Origin of the sequence: Planotetraspora phitsanulokensis (genome assembly GCF_016863295.1) — a bacterium.
GTDB lineage: Bacteria > Actinomycetota > Actinomycetes > Streptosporangiales > Streptosporangiaceae > Planotetraspora > Planotetraspora phitsanulokensis.
In genome coordinates, this window is sequence record NZ_BOOP01000003.1 from 125,623 (window position 1) to 142,790 (window position 17,168).

At 70.0% G+C, this 17,168-nt stretch carries 17 protein-coding genes; 9 read left to right on the top strand and 8 right to left on the bottom strand.

Features of this window, described 5'->3' with window-relative positions; translation table 11 throughout:
* Positions 1 to 183 precede the first annotated feature (183 nt).
* From Pph01_RS03420 to Pph01_RS03455, 8 genes are read left to right on the top strand one after another with little or no spacing between them, the layout of a single operon-like run.
* Positions 184 to 1,983: a glycoside hydrolase family 3 protein gene (locus Pph01_RS03420; RefSeq protein ID WP_239116408.1), complete on the top strand. Its 1,800-nt coding sequence runs from the start codon at positions 184 to 186 to the stop codon at positions 1,981 to 1,983.
* 28 nt (positions 1,984 to 2,011) lie between these two features.
* A complete protein-coding gene (locus Pph01_RS03425) occupies positions 2,012 to 3,295 on the top strand; it encodes an exo-beta-N-acetylmuramidase NamZ family protein (protein WP_204071433.1) in 1,284 nt (427 codons plus the stop codon).
* Between the two features lie 2 nt (positions 3,296 to 3,297).
* Entirely contained in the window at positions 3,298 to 5,046 is a 1,749-nt protein-coding gene (locus Pph01_RS03430) for a serine hydrolase domain-containing protein (protein WP_204071434.1), read from the top strand.
* Positions 5,047 to 5,068: 22 nt separating this feature from the next.
* Positions 5,069 to 6,040, top strand: coding sequence for an N-acetylmuramic acid 6-phosphate etherase (locus tag Pph01_RS03435; RefSeq protein ID WP_204071435.1), 972 nt, complete (start codon positions 5,069 to 5,071; stop codon positions 6,038 to 6,040).
* Positions 6,037 to 7,326 (top strand): extracellular solute-binding protein, encoded by a 1,290-nt coding sequence (locus Pph01_RS03440; protein WP_204071436.1) that lies wholly within the window; start codon positions 6,037 to 6,039, stop codon positions 7,324 to 7,326. The genes Pph01_RS03435 and Pph01_RS03440 overlap by 4 nt, the downstream gene beginning before the upstream one ends.
* A gap of 47 nt (positions 7,327 to 7,373) precedes the next feature.
* Complete coding sequence (locus tag Pph01_RS03445) at positions 7,374 to 8,273, top strand: carbohydrate ABC transporter permease (protein WP_204071437.1); 900 nt, start codon at positions 7,374 to 7,376, stop codon at positions 8,271 to 8,273.
* On the top strand, positions 8,270 to 9,100 hold the full coding sequence (locus Pph01_RS03450) for a carbohydrate ABC transporter permease (RefSeq protein WP_239116410.1): 831 nt from the start codon (positions 8,270 to 8,272) through the stop codon (positions 9,098 to 9,100). The genes Pph01_RS03445 and Pph01_RS03450 overlap by 4 nt, the downstream gene beginning before the upstream one ends.
* A gap of 54 nt (positions 9,101 to 9,154) precedes the next feature.
* Positions 9,155 to 10,042: a MurR/RpiR family transcriptional regulator gene (locus tag Pph01_RS03455; protein WP_239116411.1), complete on the top strand. Its 888-nt coding sequence runs from the start codon at positions 9,155 to 9,157 to the stop codon at positions 10,040 to 10,042.
* Positions 10,043 to 10,322: 280 nt separating this feature from the next.
* Here the strand turns inward: Pph01_RS03455 and Pph01_RS03460 are convergent, their stop codons facing one another.
* Genes Pph01_RS03460 through Pph01_RS03470 form a run of 3 tightly spaced genes read right to left on the bottom strand, consistent with a single transcriptional unit; the run spans position 10,323 to position 11,427 of the window.
* The gene (locus Pph01_RS03460; RefSeq protein ID WP_204071438.1) at positions 10,323 to 10,745 is read right to left on the bottom strand and encodes an SHOCT-like domain-containing protein; all 423 of its coding nucleotides are present in this window, start codon (positions 10,743 to 10,745) and stop codon (positions 10,323 to 10,325) included.
* 11 nt (positions 10,746 to 10,756) lie between these two features.
* Positions 10,757 to 11,014, bottom strand: a complete 258-nt coding sequence (locus Pph01_RS03465; RefSeq protein ID WP_204071439.1) for a hypothetical protein — start codon at positions 11,012 to 11,014, stop codon at positions 10,757 to 10,759.
* Positions 11,014 to 11,427, bottom strand: coding sequence for a DUF2089 domain-containing protein (locus Pph01_RS03470; protein ID WP_204071440.1), 414 nt, complete (start codon positions 11,425 to 11,427; stop codon positions 11,014 to 11,016). Before Pph01_RS03470 ends, Pph01_RS03465 begins: the two co-directional genes overlap by 1 nt.
* Before the next feature lie 422 nt (positions 11,428 to 11,849).
* Between Pph01_RS03470 and Pph01_RS03475 the strand changes: the two genes are divergently transcribed.
* Positions 11,850 to 13,268 (top strand): amidase, encoded by a 1,419-nt coding sequence (locus Pph01_RS03475; RefSeq protein ID WP_204071441.1) that lies wholly within the window; start codon positions 11,850 to 11,852, stop codon positions 13,266 to 13,268.
* A 27-nt stretch (positions 13,269 to 13,295) separates the two neighbouring features.
* On the opposite strand, the gene Pph01_RS03480 is transcribed toward Pph01_RS03475, so the two are convergent.
* The 5 genes from Pph01_RS03480 to Pph01_RS03500 form a co-directional block, all read right to left on the bottom strand.
* Positions 13,296 to 13,664 carry a GntR family transcriptional regulator gene (locus Pph01_RS03480; RefSeq protein ID WP_204071442.1) on the bottom strand — a complete coding sequence of 123 codons (369 nt, stop codon included), beginning with the start codon at positions 13,662 to 13,664 and terminating at the stop codon, positions 13,296 to 13,298.
* On the bottom strand, positions 13,661 to 14,488 hold the full coding sequence (locus Pph01_RS03485; protein ID WP_204071443.1) for a hypothetical protein: 828 nt from the start codon (positions 14,486 to 14,488) through the stop codon (positions 13,661 to 13,663). The genes Pph01_RS03480 and Pph01_RS03485 overlap by 4 nt, the downstream gene beginning before the upstream one ends.
* A 165-nt stretch (positions 14,489 to 14,653) precedes the next feature.
* Complete coding sequence (locus tag Pph01_RS03490) at positions 14,654 to 15,433, bottom strand: MBL fold metallo-hydrolase (protein ID WP_204071444.1); 780 nt, start codon at positions 15,431 to 15,433, stop codon at positions 14,654 to 14,656.
* Between the two features lie 26 nt (positions 15,434 to 15,459).
* Positions 15,460 to 16,299 carry an alpha/beta hydrolase gene (locus Pph01_RS03495; protein WP_204071445.1) on the bottom strand — a complete coding sequence of 280 codons (840 nt, stop codon included), beginning with the start codon at positions 16,297 to 16,299 and terminating at the stop codon, positions 15,460 to 15,462.
* Positions 16,300 to 16,318: 19 nt separating this feature from the next.
* Positions 16,319 to 17,146, bottom strand: a complete 828-nt coding sequence (locus Pph01_RS03500) for an alpha/beta fold hydrolase (protein WP_239116412.1) — start codon at positions 17,144 to 17,146, stop codon at positions 16,319 to 16,321.
* Positions 17,147 to 17,168 lie beyond the last annotated feature (22 nt).

The window sequence follows — 17,168 nt, forward strand, 5'->3', positions numbered from 1 at the left end:
TCCCCCTCTCCGGCACCGCCGGTTTCCGCGGCGGAACGCCTGAATTTTCCGTCAAGAAGGCGTTGACCATCCAGTCGGATGTAAGTAACTTCCAGGCAACGCGGTGACCTTGCATGACATTTACTCACATGCGAGTGGTTGGAGGACCAGATGCGTTACCGGCGGTTACTGACTCTGGCGGCGGTGGCGGTTCTCGGAGTGGGGACGGCGCCGGCCGCACATGCTCACGGCGGGAAGGACCGCTGGATCCTCGACAAGATCGCGAACATGAGTCTCGAGGAGAAGGTCGGGCAGCTCTTCGTGGCGAACGTCTACGGAGAGAGCGGTGACGCGCCCGCCCCGGCCGACGTCGCCGCGAACCAGGCGATGTACGGCCCCGGCGTCAGGAACGGCGACGACCTCATCGCCAAGTACAAGCTCGGCGCGATCCTCTACTTCCGGTGGTCGAACAACCTCAACGACCCCGTCAAGACGGCGGGACTGTCCAACGACCTGCAGCGGGCGGCGGCGAGGCAGCCGGCGAAGATTCCGCTGCTGATCGCCACCGACCAGGAGCACGGCGCCGTCTACCGGCTGGACGAGCCGTTCACCGCGTTCCCCGGGCAGATGGCGCTCGGAGCGACCCGCAGCGCAGGTGACGCGTTCACCACGGGGATGGTCACCGGCAAGGAACTGGCCGCACTCGGCATCAACCAGGACTACGCGCCGGTCGCCGACGTCAACATCAACCCGGGCAACCCGGTGATCGGCGTCCGCTCGTTCGGGGAGAGCACCTCGCTCGTGTCCGACCTGACGCGAGCCTCCGTCCGCGGTCTGCAGCAGGGCGGCGTCTCGTCGAGTCTGAAGCACTTCCCCGGTCACGGCGACACGATCACCGACAGCCACAACGGCGTGCCGTGGATCTTCCACACGAAGCAGGAGTGGGAGCAGGTCGACGCGCCGCCGTTCCGGGCCGGCATCGCCGCGGGCGCCGACATGATCATGACGGCGCACGTGGTCATGCCGTACCTGCAGAGCGACTGCGACGTGGTGACCCAGGAGGGCTGCGACCCCGCGACGCTCGATCCGGAGATCATGACGGGGCTGCTGCGCGGCGAGCTCGGCTACGACGGCGTCGTGGTCACCGACTCGCTGTCCATGCAGGGCGTGCGCGACAAGTACGGCGACGACCGCGTCCCGGTGCTCGCGCTCAAGGCCGGGGTCGACATGCTGATGATCGTCGACGACCCGGCGAGCTCGCTCTCCCTCGACGTCGCCTACAACGCCGTGCTGAACGCCGTCCACTCGGGCGAGCTGACGGAAAAGCGCATCGACGAATCCGTCTACCGCGTCCTGCGCCTCAAGCAGCAGCGTGGGTTCTTCCGCGGTGACCAGCTGGTCAATGAACGCAAGGTGCTCGACCGCGTCGGCACTCCGGGGCACGAGGCGCTCGCCCGCGCGGTCGCCGGCCGCACCGTGACGCTCGTGCGGAACGACGCCCACGCGCTGCCGTTGAGGAGAACAGGTCAGCGGGTCCTGGTGACCGGCTACCGCAACGTCGCGCCGCCGTCCGTGAAGATCCCGCCGACCGAGCGGCTCGCCGAGGCGATCGGCGATCTCGGAGTCACCACCGAGTTGTTCGAGACGGGGACGGCCCCCACCCAGGCCACCGTCGACACGGCGGTGGCCAAGGCCGGCGCGAGCGACCTCGTCGTGGTCACCACCGTGAACTCCAACAACTCCGCCTCCCAGCGCAACCTGGTCAACGCGCTGCTCGCCACCGGCAAGCCCGTCGTCATCGTCGCCGCCCGCAACCCGTACGACATCGTGGACTTCCCCGACGCCCCGACGTACCTCGCGACGTACTCGTGGGAGAAGCCGGCGATGGAGGCCACCGCACGGGTGCTGTTCGGCATGACCCGCCCCACAGGCAAGCTGCCGGTGACGATCCCGGCCGCCGACGGCTCGGTCCTCTACCCCTACGGACACGGCCTGAGCTACTGACCCTCCGGCAGAACGGAGCAACCCCCTCATGGGCCAGCCCTTCACACGAAGGGCCCTGCTGTCCACCGCGGCCGTCGCCGTGGCCGGGACAGGCATGGGCTTCCCCCGAAACGACGACCGTCCATCGCGCCGCGACTTCCAGACCGGCGTCCAGGTCCTGATGGCCGACGGCTACAGGCTCGTGCGTGGCCAGAAGGTCGGCATCGTGACCAACCCGACCGGCATCCTGCCTGACCTCACCCACGAGGTCGACGTGATGGCCGCCGACGACAGGATCGAACTCGTCGCGGTGTTCGGCCCCGAGCACGGGTTCCGCGGCGCGGCTCAGGCCGGCGGCTCCGAAGGCTTCTACGTGGACGAGCAGACCGGGCTGCCGGTCTACGACACGTACCTGAAGAGCGGCCAGGCGCTGGCCGACATCTTCACCAGGTCGGGCGTGGACACGATCATGTTCGACATCCAGGACGCCGGCGCCCGCTTCTACACCTACATCTGGACGATGTTCGACTCCATGCAGGCCGCGGCGCTGGCCGGCAAGCGGTTCGTCGTCCTCGACCGGCCCAACCCGATCACCGCCCGCAGGGCCTACGGGCCCGTCATGACGCCGCAGTTCTCCACGTTCATCGGCAGGGAGGCGATCTCCCAGGCGCACGGCATGACCGTCGGCGAGCTGGCGAAGCTGTTCAACGCCGAGTTCCTGGACCAGCCGGTGGACCTGACGGTCGTGGAGATGCGCGGCTGGAAACGGGACCTGGCGTACGAGGACACCGGCCTGCCCTGGGTCCTGCCGTCGCCGAACATGCCGACCGTGGACACCGCGTTCGTCTACTCGGGGACCGGCATGTTCGAGGGCACCAACCTGTCGGAGGGACGCGGCACGACCCGGCCCTTCGAGCTCATCGGCGCCCCGTACGTCGACCACCGGTGGGCGGACGCGCTCAACGCGCAGCGCCTGCCCGGCGCCGGGTTCCGCCTGGCCTACTTCACGCCCACGTTCTCCAAGCACGTGAACGTGTTGTGCGGCGGGGTGCAGCTGTACGTCACGGACCGGAAGGTGTTCGACCCGGTCAAGACGGCCATCGCGATGATCGTCACAGCGAAGGGGCTCTACCCGGCCGGCTTCGCCTGGCGATTCGACACCTCCGACCCGGCCAGGCCGTACTGGATCGACAAGATGACCGGCTCGACCCGGGCCCGGACCGACATCGACGCCGGGAAGGGCCCCGACGAGGTCGAGGCCGGCTGGGCCGCCGAGCTCGCGGCGTTCGCCAAGACGCGCGAGAAGTACCTGATCTACCGCGGGGGGCGCTGACCGTGCGTGCATCGCCGGCCCTCGTGGTCGCCGCGGCCCTCATCGTGGCCCTCACTGCCGTACTCACCGTGGCGAGTCCCCCCTCCGCGTCGGCGGCCGTCGGGGGCCCGCCGACCGTCACCATCGACGACGTGCGGTTCGCCGACAGGACGCTGCGGTACGGCGACGCCCGCATGGCGGGCCTGGTCCCCGAGTACGTGGACCGGATCGCGCCAGACGCCGCGGGGTTCATGCGGCCGTCGCCGACATGGCCGCTCTACTCGGGGGCGGTCGTGATCGCGGGCAGGAACGGCGTGATCGCGACCCACGAGGCGATGGGGAAGGCGGTGCGCTACGCCGACTCCACGCCCACCGAGCTGCCACCCGACCAGCAGATCCCGATGCGCAAGGACACGATCTTCGACCTGGCGTCGGTGTCCAAGCTCTTCACCTCGATCGTGGCCGCGCAGCAGATCGAGCAGGGACGGATCGGGCTCGACACCCCCGTGACCGCGTACATCCCGGAGTTCGCGGCCAAGGGCAAGGGCGGGATCACGGTCCGGCACCTGCTCACCCACACGTCGGGGCTGCCGGCGTGGATACCGCTGTACAACCAGCCGACGATCGAGGATCGGTACGCCGCGGTCTGGAACGTCGCGCCGGCGAACCCGCCGGACAGGGTCTACGTCTACTCCGACCTCAACCTGATCACGCTCGGGGTCATCGTGGAGCGGGTGACCGGCAAGCCACTCGACGTCGTCGTCGCGGAGAACCTGACCGGGCCGCTCGGGATGCGCGACACCGGTTACAACCCGGACCCGGCGCTCAAACCGCGGATCGCCGCCACCGAGTACCAGACCACGACCGAGCCCGACCGCGGCATGGTCTGGGGCCAGGTGCACGACGAGAACGCCTGGTCGCTCGGCGGGGTCGCCGGCCACGCCGGGGTCTTCTCCACGGCATACGACATGGCGATCCTGGCCCAGACGCTGCTCAACGGCGGCCACCACGGCCGAGCGCGCATCCTGTCGGAGGACTCGGTGCGGCTGCTGCTGACGAACTTCAACAGCGCCTTCCCCGGCAACGCGCACGGCCTCGGCTTCGAGCTCGACCAGATGTGGTACATGGACGGGCTCTCCTCGCCGGTCACCGGCGGGCACACCGGCTACACCGGGACGTCGCTGGTCATCGACCCGCTGTCGGGCTCGTTCATGATCCTGCTGACCAACCGGGTGCACCCCAGCCGAGACTGGGGCTCCAACAACCCCGCCCGCCGGGCGGTCGCCCGTGACCTGGCGCTGGCCGTTCCGGTACGGCCCGCCCAGGGCCGGGACGCGTGGTTCTCCGGAGTCGCGGACGCCCGGACGGCGACGCTCACGCTGCCGGTCGGCGCGCCGGAGGGCGCGCGGATGTCCTTCGCCCTCTGGTACGACACGGAGGCGGACTCCGACATCGGGTCACTCGAAGCCAGCGCCGACGGCGGGGCCACCTGGAGCCGCGTGCCGATGGAGCTGCGCGCCGGCCCGCACCGCTGGTCGTCGGACGGCACGTTCTCGGGTTTCGAGGGCCGCCAGTGGCTGCAGGCGACGGCCGACCTTCCGGCCGGGACCACCGGGCTGCGGTGGCGCTACGTGAACGACCCGCTCTACCAGGGCCGCGGCGTGTACGTGGACATGGTGCGGATCAGCGGGCCGGGGGTTCACTTCGAGGACCGGAACCCGCACGACGCGAACCTGTTCGTCCCCGACGGCTGGAGCCGCTCCATGTATTGACGCCCGGCTCACAGCGAGATCCATGCCCACCACGCACTCCCCTAAGGCGGAAAGTTCCGTGACGGATGATGAGCTCGAGGCGGTCAAGGTGGCGGCCCCGACCGAACGCGCCAACCCGCGTACGCTCGACATCGACCTCCGCTCGACCCTCGACATGCTGAAGCTCGTCAACGACGAGGACCGCCTCGTCGCCCCGGCGGTCCGGGCCGTCCTCCCCGAGCTGGCCAAGGCCGTCGACCTCGGGGTGGCCGCGCTGACGGCGGGCCGGTCGATCCACTACTTCGGCGCGGGCAGCTCCGGCCGCATCGCGGTGCTCGACGCGGCCGAACTCGTGCCGACGTACACGATCGACCCGGGGCAGGTCGTCGCGCACCACGCGGGCGGCATCGCCGCCTTCGAGCAGGCGATAGAGAACGTGGAGGACGACGAGGCGAAGGGCGCCGCCGAGGCGCTCGTCCTGCGCCCGGGCGACCTCGCGATCGGGCTGTCGGCCAGTGGGCGCACGCCGTACGTCGCGGGGGCGCTGCGCGCGGCGGGCGCGGCGGGAGCGGCGACCGTCCTGGTGTCGTCGAACCCGCCGGCCCCGCTCGGTGAACTGGTCGACGTCCACGTCGCGGTCGACACCGGCCCCGAGGTCATCGCGGGATCGACGCGGATGAAGGCGGGAACCGCGCAGAAGCTCGTGCTCAACACGTTCTCCACCGCAGTCATGATCCGGATCGGCCGGACGTACTCGAACCTCATGACCGACGTGACCGCCACCAACGCGAAACTCCGCGGCCGCCTGGTCACGATCCTCGAAGAGGCCACCGGCCGCACCGAGGCGCAGTGCGCCGAAACGCTCACCGCGGCAGAGGGGGACCTGAAGGTCGCCCTGGTCTGCCTCCTCGCCGATGCCCCCGTGGGAGAGGCGCGAATCGCACTACAGGCCGCCGGCGGCAGGGTGCGCGCAGCGCTCGCCGACCTGGCTACGAGCCGAAAGGAAGTCTCATGAAGAGAAGGTGGATCGCGGGGGCGATCGGGGCGCTCACTCTGGCGCTCGCGGCGTGCGCGCCCGGAAGCGGGTCGTCCGGCGAGAGCGACGAGACCGCCGGCAAGGTCACGCTCAGTCTGTGGTCGTGGCGGGTGGAGGACGTCAAGGCGTACGAGAAGATCCTCGCCAAGTTCGAGGAGTCGCACCCGAAGATCCACGTCGAGTTCAAGCCGTTCCAGGCCACCGAGTACAACAACATCCTGGCCACGGGCCTGTCCGGCACCGCCGGTCCCGACGTCGCCCAGCTGCGTGCGTACGGCGGCCTCCAGCCGCTGGTCGAGGCGGGCCAGCTGGTGCCGCTGGACGGCAAGGTGGACGCGCTGTCCGGCTTCGACGCCAAGCTGCTCGAGGGCGCCAAGGGTCACACGGACGGCAAGATCTACGGCGTTCCGTTCGCCTACCAGACGCTCCAGGTGCTCTACAACAAGAAGCTGTTCGCCGACAACGGCATCCAGCCCCCCGCCACCTGGGACGAGATGATCGCGGCGGCCAAGAAGCTGCAGGGGGCCGGGATCACCCCGTTCGCCGTCGCCGCCGGTCCCGACGCCACCTGGACACTGCCGATCGTCCACGAGATCTTCGGCAACGCCCGCTACGGCAGCACCGCGTTCCGGGACGCCGTGATCGGCGGCAAGAAGAAGTTCACCGACCCCGACTTCACGGCCTCCGTCAAGCTGATCAAGGACCTGGAGCCGTACTTCCCCAAGGACGTGGTGGCCGTCAAGATCCCCGACGTCCAGGCGCTGTTCGCCACGGGGAAGGCCGCGATGTACCCGACGGGAGCCTTCGACCTGGCGCCCGTGCTCAAGGCGAACCCGAGCCTGGAGGTCGGCCAGTTCCCGGTGCCGCCGCCACCCGGCTCCCCCGTGACCACGCCGGTCACGCCCGGCTGGGCCGACGGCTCGTTCGGCGTCAACGCCAAGTCCACCCACCAGGCCGAGGCGCTCGAACTGGTCAAGTGGATGGCGACGCCGGAGTTCGGGCAGCTCTACGCGTCCGAGCTGAAGCAGTTGTCCGCGGTCCCCGGCGTCACCCCCTCGGACCCGCTGCTGGCCGAGATGGCCAAGAACTACGCCGACAACGGCGCCCCGTACACACTGCTCGTCGACTTCCGGTACGGCCAGCCGAACGGTGACGCGGTCTTCCGGGACGAGGTGCAGAAGATGCTCGCGGGCCAGACCGACCCCGAAGCGGTCTCCGAGAGCGTGCAGAAGGGCGTCGAGCAGTGGTTCAAGCCAGGGAACTGAGCGCTCCTCGGCGTCGCGCGGCACGTACCGGCACCGGTCGCCGGTACGTGCCGCGGTGGCGGGTGCTGGCCGTCTTCCTGCTGCCGGCGTTCCTGCTCTACTCGGTGTTCATCATCTATCCGCTGGTCAGCGCGCTCGACTACAGCTTCTTCGAGTGGCGCGGGATCCGGCAGGCGGGGTTCGCCGGGCTCGACAACTACCGGGACCTGCTGAGCGTCTACCCGTACGACCAGCAGCTGTGGCGGGCGTTCGCGCACAACGGGCTGTTCTTCGCCGGGACCATGCTGGTCCAGAACACGGTCGGGCTGCTCTTCGCCGTCCTGCTGTTCCGGTACGGCCGCGGCAAACGGTTCCTGCAGGCCTCGTTCACCACGCCGTACCTGGTCGACCCGCTCGTCGTCGGCTACCTGTGGAGCCTGCTGCTCAACCCGACGTTCGGCCCGGTCAACGCGCTGCTCGAAGCGGTGGGCCTGGACTCGTGGGCGTTGCCGTGGCTGGGCGACACCCACACGGCGCTGCCGATCGTCATCCTGGTCAACGCGTGGCAGTGGGTGGGCTTCCCCATGCTGTTGTTCTCCGCCGCGCTCGCCAGCATCCCGGCCGAGTACCACGAGGCCGCGCGGGTCGACGGGGCCTCGGCCTGGCAGGCGTTCCGGCGGGTCACGCTGCCACTGCTCACTCCCGCGATCGGCGTGGTGAGCGTGCTGACGTTCATCGGCAACTTCAACGCCTTCGGGCTGGTCTACGCGATGGCCGGGTCGACCGGGTCCCCTGCCGGCTCGACCGACGTGCTCGGCCTGCTGTTCTACCGGGTCGCGTTCGTGGAGGGAGGCGTGGAGGCGATCGGGCGGTCCTCGGCGCTCGCCGTGCTGATGTTCGTGTTCATCTTCGGGGTGTCGCTGCTGGCCACCTCGTACTTCCGCCGCCGCGAACGGAGGCTGGTGTGACGGCCGGGCGCCGGGCGCCGGGGCGGGTCGCCGTCCACGTGCTGCTGTGGGGGTACGCGGTCGTCGCGCTGCTGCCGCTGGTCGTCATGCTGCTCAACTCGCTGCGGCCGACGAGCGAGGTCTTCACCGCGCCGCTCGGGCTGCCGACGTCCCCCACGTTGCGCAGTTACGGCCAGGTGTGGACGGATGCGTCGTTCAGCACGTACTTCCTGAACTCGCTGACCGTCACCTGCGGCGCGGTCCTGCTCGGCACGGCGGTCTCCGCGCTGGCGGCCTACCCGCTGGCCCGCTACGACTTCTTCGGCAACCGGGTGCTCGGCGCGTACTTCCTGGCCGGCCTGATGTTGCCGATCCGGCTGGGCCTGGTGCCGATCTTCTACCTCATGGACTCCATGGGCCTGATCGACTCGCTGCTCGGTCTCACGCTGCTGTACGCCGCGTCCGGGGTGCCGTTCTGCATATTCGTTCTGTCGGCGTTCTACCGTTCCCTGCCGGGCGAGCTGGACGAGGCGGCCCGGCTCGACGGGGCGGGCGAGTTCCGGATCTTCGGGCAGATCATGCTGCCGCTGGTGCGGCCGGCCCTGGCGTCGGTGATGCTGTTCCAGTTCGTACCGCTGTGGCATGAGTTCCTCTACCCGCTCGTGCTGCTGCGCTCCGACGAGAAGTTCACGATCCCGCGCGGGTTGTCGCAGTTCTTCGGCGAGTACACGACCGACTGGTCGGCGCTGTTCGCCGGGCTGGTCCTCGCCACGGCGCCGCTGTTCGTGCTGTTCGTCCTGGCGACCAGGCAGATCATCGCCGGATTGACCGCCGGTATGAGCAAGTAGTCAAGGACTGGCACGATTTACCCTGTACACGTCAGAAACTTGCACGGAGGCGACGTGGACCCCGGTGGCGACAACTCGAGCGGCATCCTGGTGCGACTGCGCGGAGCGATCCCGTCTCTGCGGCCCGCCGAGCAACGGGTCGCGCACGCGGTGCTGGCCGACCCTCAGGGGGTCGCCGACCGGCCGATCGGCGTGCTCGCCCGCGAATGCGGCACCTCGGAGACCACCGTGCTGCGGTTCTGCCGCGCCATCGGGCTGCGCGGCTACCCCGAGTTGCGGCTCACGCTCGCCCGCGAGGCGACGCGGGAGGCGTCGCGCGCCGGCGGGGGCCGGCCGCTCGACGGCGACATCAGCGTCGACGACCCGCTGGAGGAGATCGTCGCCAAGATCGGCTACAGCGACTCCCGAGCGGTGGCGGAGACCGCCGAGCACCTCGACGTCGCCGCCCTGGAACGCGCGGTCGACGCGATCGTCGAGGCCCGCCGGGTGGATCTCTACGGCGCGGGGGCGAGCGGGTTCGTCGCGGCCGACCTGCACCAGAAGCTGCACAGGATCGGCCTGATGGCGTTCGCCTGGCAGGACTTCCACAGCGCCCTCACCTCGGCCGCGCTGCTGCGCAAGGGCGACGTGGCGATCGGCATCTCGCACACCGGCACCACGGTCGACGTGCTGGAGGCGCTGCGGCTCGCCAACGACCACGGGGCGACCACGATCGCGATCACGAACTTCCACCCCTCACCGATCACCGAACTCGCCGACATCGTGCTGAAGACGGCGGCCCGCGAGACCCCGTTCCGCTCCGGCGCGATGGGCAGCAGGATCGCCCAGCTCACCGTCATCGACTGCCTCTTCGTCGGGGTCGCCGCCCGGCGGACGTACGACGAGACCCTCACCGCTCTCGAGGAGACCTACCGCGCGATCAGCAGCCGCCGGCGCAGGTGAGCACGGCCGTGGCCGTCACGCACGGGTGAAGGCCGCGGGTTCCGGGGCCTGTACGGACTTCGGATCTCCAGACGGGTTGGCGGCTTCGGATCCACAAGCCGGCTCCGCGGAGGCGGAGGCCGAATGGAAGGAGGGGCCACTCGTCCGAGTGGCCCCTCCGCTGCGCGCCGACGAGCGGCTAGGCTTCAGATTGGCAGTTCAACCGTGCTCTGCTGTGGCGGGCGCGGCCTCGAGAGGGTGTTCCAGCACCCTCTCGGGGGCCCGTCCAACCGGACGGTGCCTACTCGCAGAAGACACGCACTCTGGCCTCGGACTGGTCGACCTCCACGATCATCTCGTCGAGGTGCTCCACGAGCTCCTCGAGCTGTTCGGGCTTGAGCTGCGTCAGGTCGAACGGCACGCCCGACTTGTTCATTTCGGCGGTGGCCTTGGCCAGTGCCTGCGGCGGGATCAGGGCCGCCAGCCGTACGCCGGCCCGCAGCAGCTGCAGCGGCACCCGCACGTTGACCCGCGTCGGCTCGTCGTCCTCGATGGCGTCCACCACCACCCGCAGGTACTTCGCCTTGCCCTTCGGCCGGGTGTCGAGACTCGACGCCGGCGGCGTCTGGTCCCGTTCGAGCACGGCGATGAGCTGCTCCGCCTCCTCTGCGGTGATCTTGCCCTCGGCCAGCATGTCGAGGACGTCCTTGCGCTGTTCGTTCATCGGAATCTCTCCTATCGGATGGTTACGAGCACAGCCGTACGGCCCTGCTCGACGTCGACCCGGGTGCCGGGCGACGCGGTTACGATGCGCCAAGCGGCGCCGAATGCCCGCGCCACATTGACGCGGAACACGAGACAGGCCACGGCCGCCCCCAGTACGGCCAGGACCACGACCGGTGAGAACACGAGCACTACGGGGAGCACCGGGACCCAGATCCGGAGGGGACGACCGTCCGGGCGTTCGACCCGCACGGTCACCAACTGCGGCATCACGTCCGGCCCTCCAGTTCGGACAATGCCTGCTGTGCGGTGATCTCGCCGCGGCGCAGCCGATCGATGACGTCGGCCCGCGACGGCGCCGGATCGGTCTCGACGAAGTCGAGCATCTGCATGATCCGGTTCAGTCGCGATTTGATCGTCGGGTAGCTCACTCCGAAGATCCGCTCCATCTCCTTGATGGAACCGTGGCACCGCACGAACGCCGTGACGAAGACCTGATCCTCGACGTTGAGCTGAGCCAGTTGCGGCAACTCGAACTCGCCCTCGATCGCGACGCCGCTGCCCGCCAGGCGCACCCGCTCGACGACGAACGGCCGGCCCCGGGTCAGGTTCGTGAGTTCCTGCCAATCCATCGTCTGCTCTGTCATATTTAAAGTTATACCCGGCACGACTTTAACTTTCAAGAAGTTGATCTTAATTTTCTTAAACTCGCGCCCCCTCCGAGCTCGTCGCCGGCCCGCCGCCCCGCCCTGCGGCCTGTCACGACCCCGCCGCCGTCGATCCAGGGCCTGTGCGGACTCGAATCTTCACGCAGGTCAGAGGCTCCGGATCCACGCGAAGGCACTAATTCAGTCGCCGACGGGGCGCCGTCTGCGGCAGCATGGCCGTGATGTCCCGAGCGTAGAAGCACCTCGATCACCAGCAGGGGAAGGTCCCCGGAGCCACCGGCCCGGCGTGACGACCGTCCCCTGCTGAGGCCGCATGCCGTCAGCAGCGCCTGGGCCTCTCCTACGCGCCGCTCCCCCATCTGGGATGACGAGGATCCGCTGGCGGATCCGAATGTGATCGATGTGCAGGCGTCGAGTACGCCGAGAAATGGACTGACATGGAACTCCACGAGTACGCGCGGTATGACGCCGTCGGACTTCGTGACCTGATCGCAGCGGGCGAGGTCGGCGCCGAGGAGGTCGAGAGCGCCGCCCGGCACGCCCTGGCCATGGCCGACGCGGAGGTGAACGGCCTGGCCCTGCCGGTGTTCTCACCCGCGCTCGACCACGCCGGGGACGGGCCGTTCACCGGGGTGCCGTTCCTCATCAAGGACCACGGGCCGGTGGCTGAGGGGGTCCCGTTCTTCCTCGGCAGCCGGAGCCTGCCGGGCATCGTTGCCCAGCACGACAGCGACCTGATGGCACGCTTCCGCGCCGCCGGCCTGGTGACCCTGGGCCTGACCACCGTGCCGGAGATGGCGATCAGCTTCTCCACCGAATCGGTCAAATACGGGCCGACCCGCAACCCGTGGGATCCGGAGCGGGGCGTGGGCGGTTCGAGCGGCGGTGCCGCCGCCCTTGTCGCGGCGGGCGCCGTGCCCGTGGCGCATGGCAGCGACGGCGCGGGGTCCCTCCGGATCCCCGCCTCCTGCTGCGGGCTCGTCGGGCTGAAGCCGAGCCGGGGCCGCGTCACGTGCGGCCCCGACCTGGGGGAACCGATGCTCGGCATGGCGTACGAGTTCGCGCTGACGCGCACCGTCCGCGACACCGCCCACCTCCTGGACGCCGTCCAGGGGCCGGGTGTCGGCGACAAGTACACCGCGCCGCCGCCACGTGGCCGATATGCCGACGACGTGGGGGCCGACCCCGGCTTCCTGCGCGTGGCCGTGACGACCAAGGCCTGGTCGGGCGTAGTCGTGGACGGCGAGGTGGCCGCGGCGGCGGTCGAGGTCGGTCGCCTGCTGGAGGAGATGGGGCATCCCGTCACCGACGCGAGCCCGGTCCTCGACTGGGACGACGTCATGCGGGCCGCGGTGGCCGAATCGGTCGCGCTCGCGTCTCCGCTGCTCCTGGCTCCCCGGCGGCCGGACCCGGCCAGGATGGAAGCCGTCTCCAGGCGACTCCTTCAGGTCGCCGGCGACTACAGCGCGCTGGACATGATGGCCGCCTTCGGCGCGCAGAATCGGGTGACCCGGTCGGTGGGGGCGTTCTTCACCGAGTACGACCTGCTCGTCACCCCGGCCTTGGGCCGCCTCCCCGCACCCCATGGCACTCTGCGCTACGACGATCCCGGACACACCCTGACGAGCTGGCTGACGTCGCTCTTCGACTACGGCCCGTTCACCATGGTGTTCAACGTCTCCGGGCAGCCCGCCATCAGCCTACCGCTGGGCATGAGCGCCGGTGGCCTGCCGATCGGGGTGCAGCTCATCGCCGGCTACGGCCGTGAGGATCTGCTGCTCCGGGTCGCCGCCCGGCTGGAACAGGCCATGCCCTGGAAGGACCGGATCCCCCGGTTCTTCGTCGGGCGGCGCTGAAAGGACGGCTCCGCAGGCCCGCTCGCCTCAGGGGGGCGAGCCTGCGGGCCGAAGGGCCGCCTCGACGATGCCGAGTGCCTCGCGCTCGTCGAGGCCGACGCTGGCGACGACGGCCGCGTATTCGGCGGCCGCCTGGACGGCCCGCTCACGGGCCCGCTCGCCGGCCGCCGACACGAACGACCCCGCCCTCCCCCGGGTCTCGATCAGCCCGGCCTCCTCCAGCTCCCGGTAGGCACGGCCCACCGTGTTGACGGCCAGGCCGAGGTCGGTCGCGAGCCGGCGGATGGTCGGCAGACGGGAGCCCACCGGCAGCGTGCGGTCCTGAATCCGCCGGGCGAGCTGGGCCCGCAACTGCTCGAACGGCGGCACCGGCGAGCCCGCGTCGATGACGATCATCGAACGCCCACCACGCGCCGCGCCATGGCCGCGGCACACGGCGTCCTGACGTGGACGGCGATGTAGGCGCCCAGGCCCAGCAGCACGAAGCCGATGGAGGCGGCGTTCCACCAGCCGGGCGCGGTCCCTAACAGCAACACCACCGGCAGCGACCACAGCACGGCCGGCATGGTGCTCTCTCTCGCGTCCTCGATGCGCATGATGACGTCGGCCGTCAGCGAGACCTCGTCCTCGGCCACGACCGGCCGGGCCAGCAGGTCGCGCAACTGCAGGACCGAGCCGGCGGCGACCCCTGCCACGGCGACCAGCAGCACGACGGCCCCGTGCCGCGCGGTGCCCTCGCCGACGGCGAGGGCACTCCCCGCCAGCGCGAACGCGCCGCCGAAGGTTCCTGCCGCCAAGAAGGCATACGGCCGTCCGAGCAGGGCCCGCCAGCCGAGTTGCGTCGGATGGGCCGCCCGCCGCGCCAGCGACTCCCCGGTCTGCCTGTCGACCCGCCGCACCCAGGCGTCGACCATCATCCGGGCCAGCAACAACCCGACGATCAACACGCTCAGGACCAGCACCTTCGCCGGCGGATGCGACGCGTCCCCGCCGGACGCGGACGTGGCCAGCAGGTCGGAGGCCTGCACCAGCGCGGCCCCGAGGATCAGCACGGCCGGCAGGACACTGGCGAGGAGCCGTGCCCGGCGCCGCACCGCCAGTCGCGCGGTCAGCAACGGCGTCGGCGCACCGTCGCCGAGGCCGTGCCGTCGCAGCCAGGCTCCCGCGGCTTGAACGTCGAACTGCCGCCGCCCGGAGCGCGGCATGAAGCCGTTCATCATGCCCTTCTCCTTATGTCGCAAGCTTTGTATCAACATATTGCGTCATCGCTTGCGACAAAGTCAACAGAGAGGGCGTTCGGCACGGGCGAGAGCGCCTCCACGACCCGCTGCCGGATCAGGAATGCACCAGGACACCCATGGCCGGGAACCCCGTTCCACGCGCGTTCACAGGCCGGTCGGGATCCCGGGCTCGAGCCAGTGGACGAGGGAACCCGCACGCGGATCGGCGGCCAGCGTGTCGCGCAGGTGGTCAGGCGCTTCGGAGAAGTGTGACCAGCCCTCGTAGTGGACGGGGACCGCCACACGCGGTCGCGACAATGCGAGCAGTTCAACGGCGTCGCGGCCGTCCATGGAGTAGCGCAGGGGGCCGGTCTGCGGGAAGCGGACGCTGCCGAGGTGAAGGAGAAGGACGTCGACGTCCAGCGTGCGTGCCACCCGGCGGAGCGGCCGGTGCAAGACGGTGTCGCCCGTCATCCACACCGCGACGCCTGACCGGTCGCCGACGGCGAGGGCGAACCCGACCACGGCTCCGGCGACGGGACGGCTCAGGGGTGGCCCGTGCCGGCAGGGGGTGGCGGTGACGGTCAGCGGCGGCCTTCCCGGTGCGGTGAGGCGAGTCGTCTCCCCTGGCGCGAGGCCACGGGCGTTGGGCAGGGCCAGTCGCCGCGCCCCCGGCCTCGTCGTCACGACCGCGGTCGCGCCGGGAAGCAGCGCCCGGCCGAGGTCGTCCAGGTTGTCGGCGTGGTGATCGTGGCTGAGCAGAACCACGTCGACGGTGCCCACGTCTTCAGCCGACAGAGCGGGGCCGCGCTGCTTGACGGACGCGGTGCCCCACCCGAATCCGTACCGCCATCCTGCCGGATCGAAGGTGGGGTCGGTGAGGATGCGCCAGCCGTCCAGTTCCATCAGGACGGTGGGCCCGCCCACGTGGGTGAGGGTCGTCATGGGCGGGCCACCTTCCTGCATGCGGATCACTGGTCCGCGTGGGTTCCACGGGGAGAGGACGTCGCGTGCTCCAGGGCCCAGGCCAGGCCGTAGTCGGCCACGGCCTCCCATCCGGGTGCGGCGCAGGTCCAGTGGTCGCGGCCCTCGAACTCGTGGTACTCCGTGAGCGCGGGAGACTTCTCGTAGTGCTTGGCGTTCGACTTGTTCACCGACGGCGGCATGATGTGGTCCTTCTCGCCGCCGATGAACAACAGCGGAGCCCGGTCGGCGGAGTAGTCGACCCACGTGTCCTGGTGTCCGGGCTTGAAGTTCGCGAACAGCCCGTATTCCCACACCCAGTTGCCGGGCGCCGCGATGGCGTAGCGCTCCCACACCTTGCGCGACTCGTCCTCGGTGAGGGTGTTGGTGAAGGCGTAGTGGAACTCCTCGGGAGTGAAGCCGACGGCCTTGTGCCGGTTGGCCGGGTTCTTCAGCGCCGGGAACAGCGACTTCACCTGCGACAGCGGGTTGACCCGGACGCCCTCGGTGGGCGCGGAGTCGATGACCACCCCCGCGGATCCCAGCCCGCGGGCCAGGAGCAACTGGGTGAGCGTCCCGCCGAAGGAGTGCCCCACGATGATCGGCGGGGTCGGGACGGCCTCGATGACGGCGGCGAGGTGGTCGACGGTCTCGGGGACGGTCAGGTTGGCGATGACGTCCGGGTTCTCACGGAGCGCCTCGACTTCGATCTCGAAGCCCGGGTACGCCGGGGTGAGCACGGTGAAGCCCTTGGCCTCGTAGTGCGCGACCCAGTTCTCCCAGCTGCGGGGCGTCATCCATAGGCCGTGAACGAGCACCACGGTGTCGGGGCGGACATTGTCGTTCATGGGGGGCTCCTTCGGGAGGTCAGGCGTCGATGAACTCGAGCAGGTCGGCGTGCAGGCGATCGCGGTCGGTGTCGGGGAGTGCGTGCCCGCTTCCCTCGTAGACCTTCAGGACGGCGCCGTCGATCATTTCGGCCGACCGCTTGCCCCCGACCTCGAACGGCACGATCTGGTCGTCGTCGCCGTGGACGACCAGGGTGGGGACGTCGATCTTCGCCAGGTCCGGCCGGAAGTCGGTGGCCGAGAAGGCCGCGATGCACTCGTACGCGCCTCGGTGCCCGCATGCCATGCTCTGCAGCCAGAACGCGTCCCGGAAACCCTGGTCGACGTCCTGCCTGCGGTTGTGCCCGAAGAACGGGCCGTCGGCCAGGTTCCGGTAGAGCTGGGACCGGTTCGCGGCCTCGCCCGCGCGGATCCCGTCGAAGGTCTCGATCGGCAGCCCCTCGGGGTTGTCGTCGGTGCGCAACATCAGCGGCGGCACGGCGGACACGAGGACCACCTTGGAGACGCGGCTGCTGCCGTGGCGGCCGATGTAGTGGACGACCTCCCCGCCACCGGTCGAGTGCCCGACCAGGGTGAGGTCCCGCAGGTCGAGGTGTTCGATCAGGCAGGCCAGGTCGTCGGCGTAGGTGTCCATCTCGTTGCCGTGCCAGGTCTGCGACGAGCGGCCGTGGCCACGCCGGTCGTGGGCGATGGCGCGGTGCCCGTTCTTCGCGAGGAACAGGGCGGCCGCCTCCCACGCGTCGGAGTTGAGCGGCCAGCCATGGCTGAGGAGAACCGGGGATCCGTCGGTCCCCCAGTCCTTGTAGAAAATCTTGGCTCCGTCGTCGGCGGTGACGTGGGGCACCATGGCCTCCTTCAGCTCGATGGGA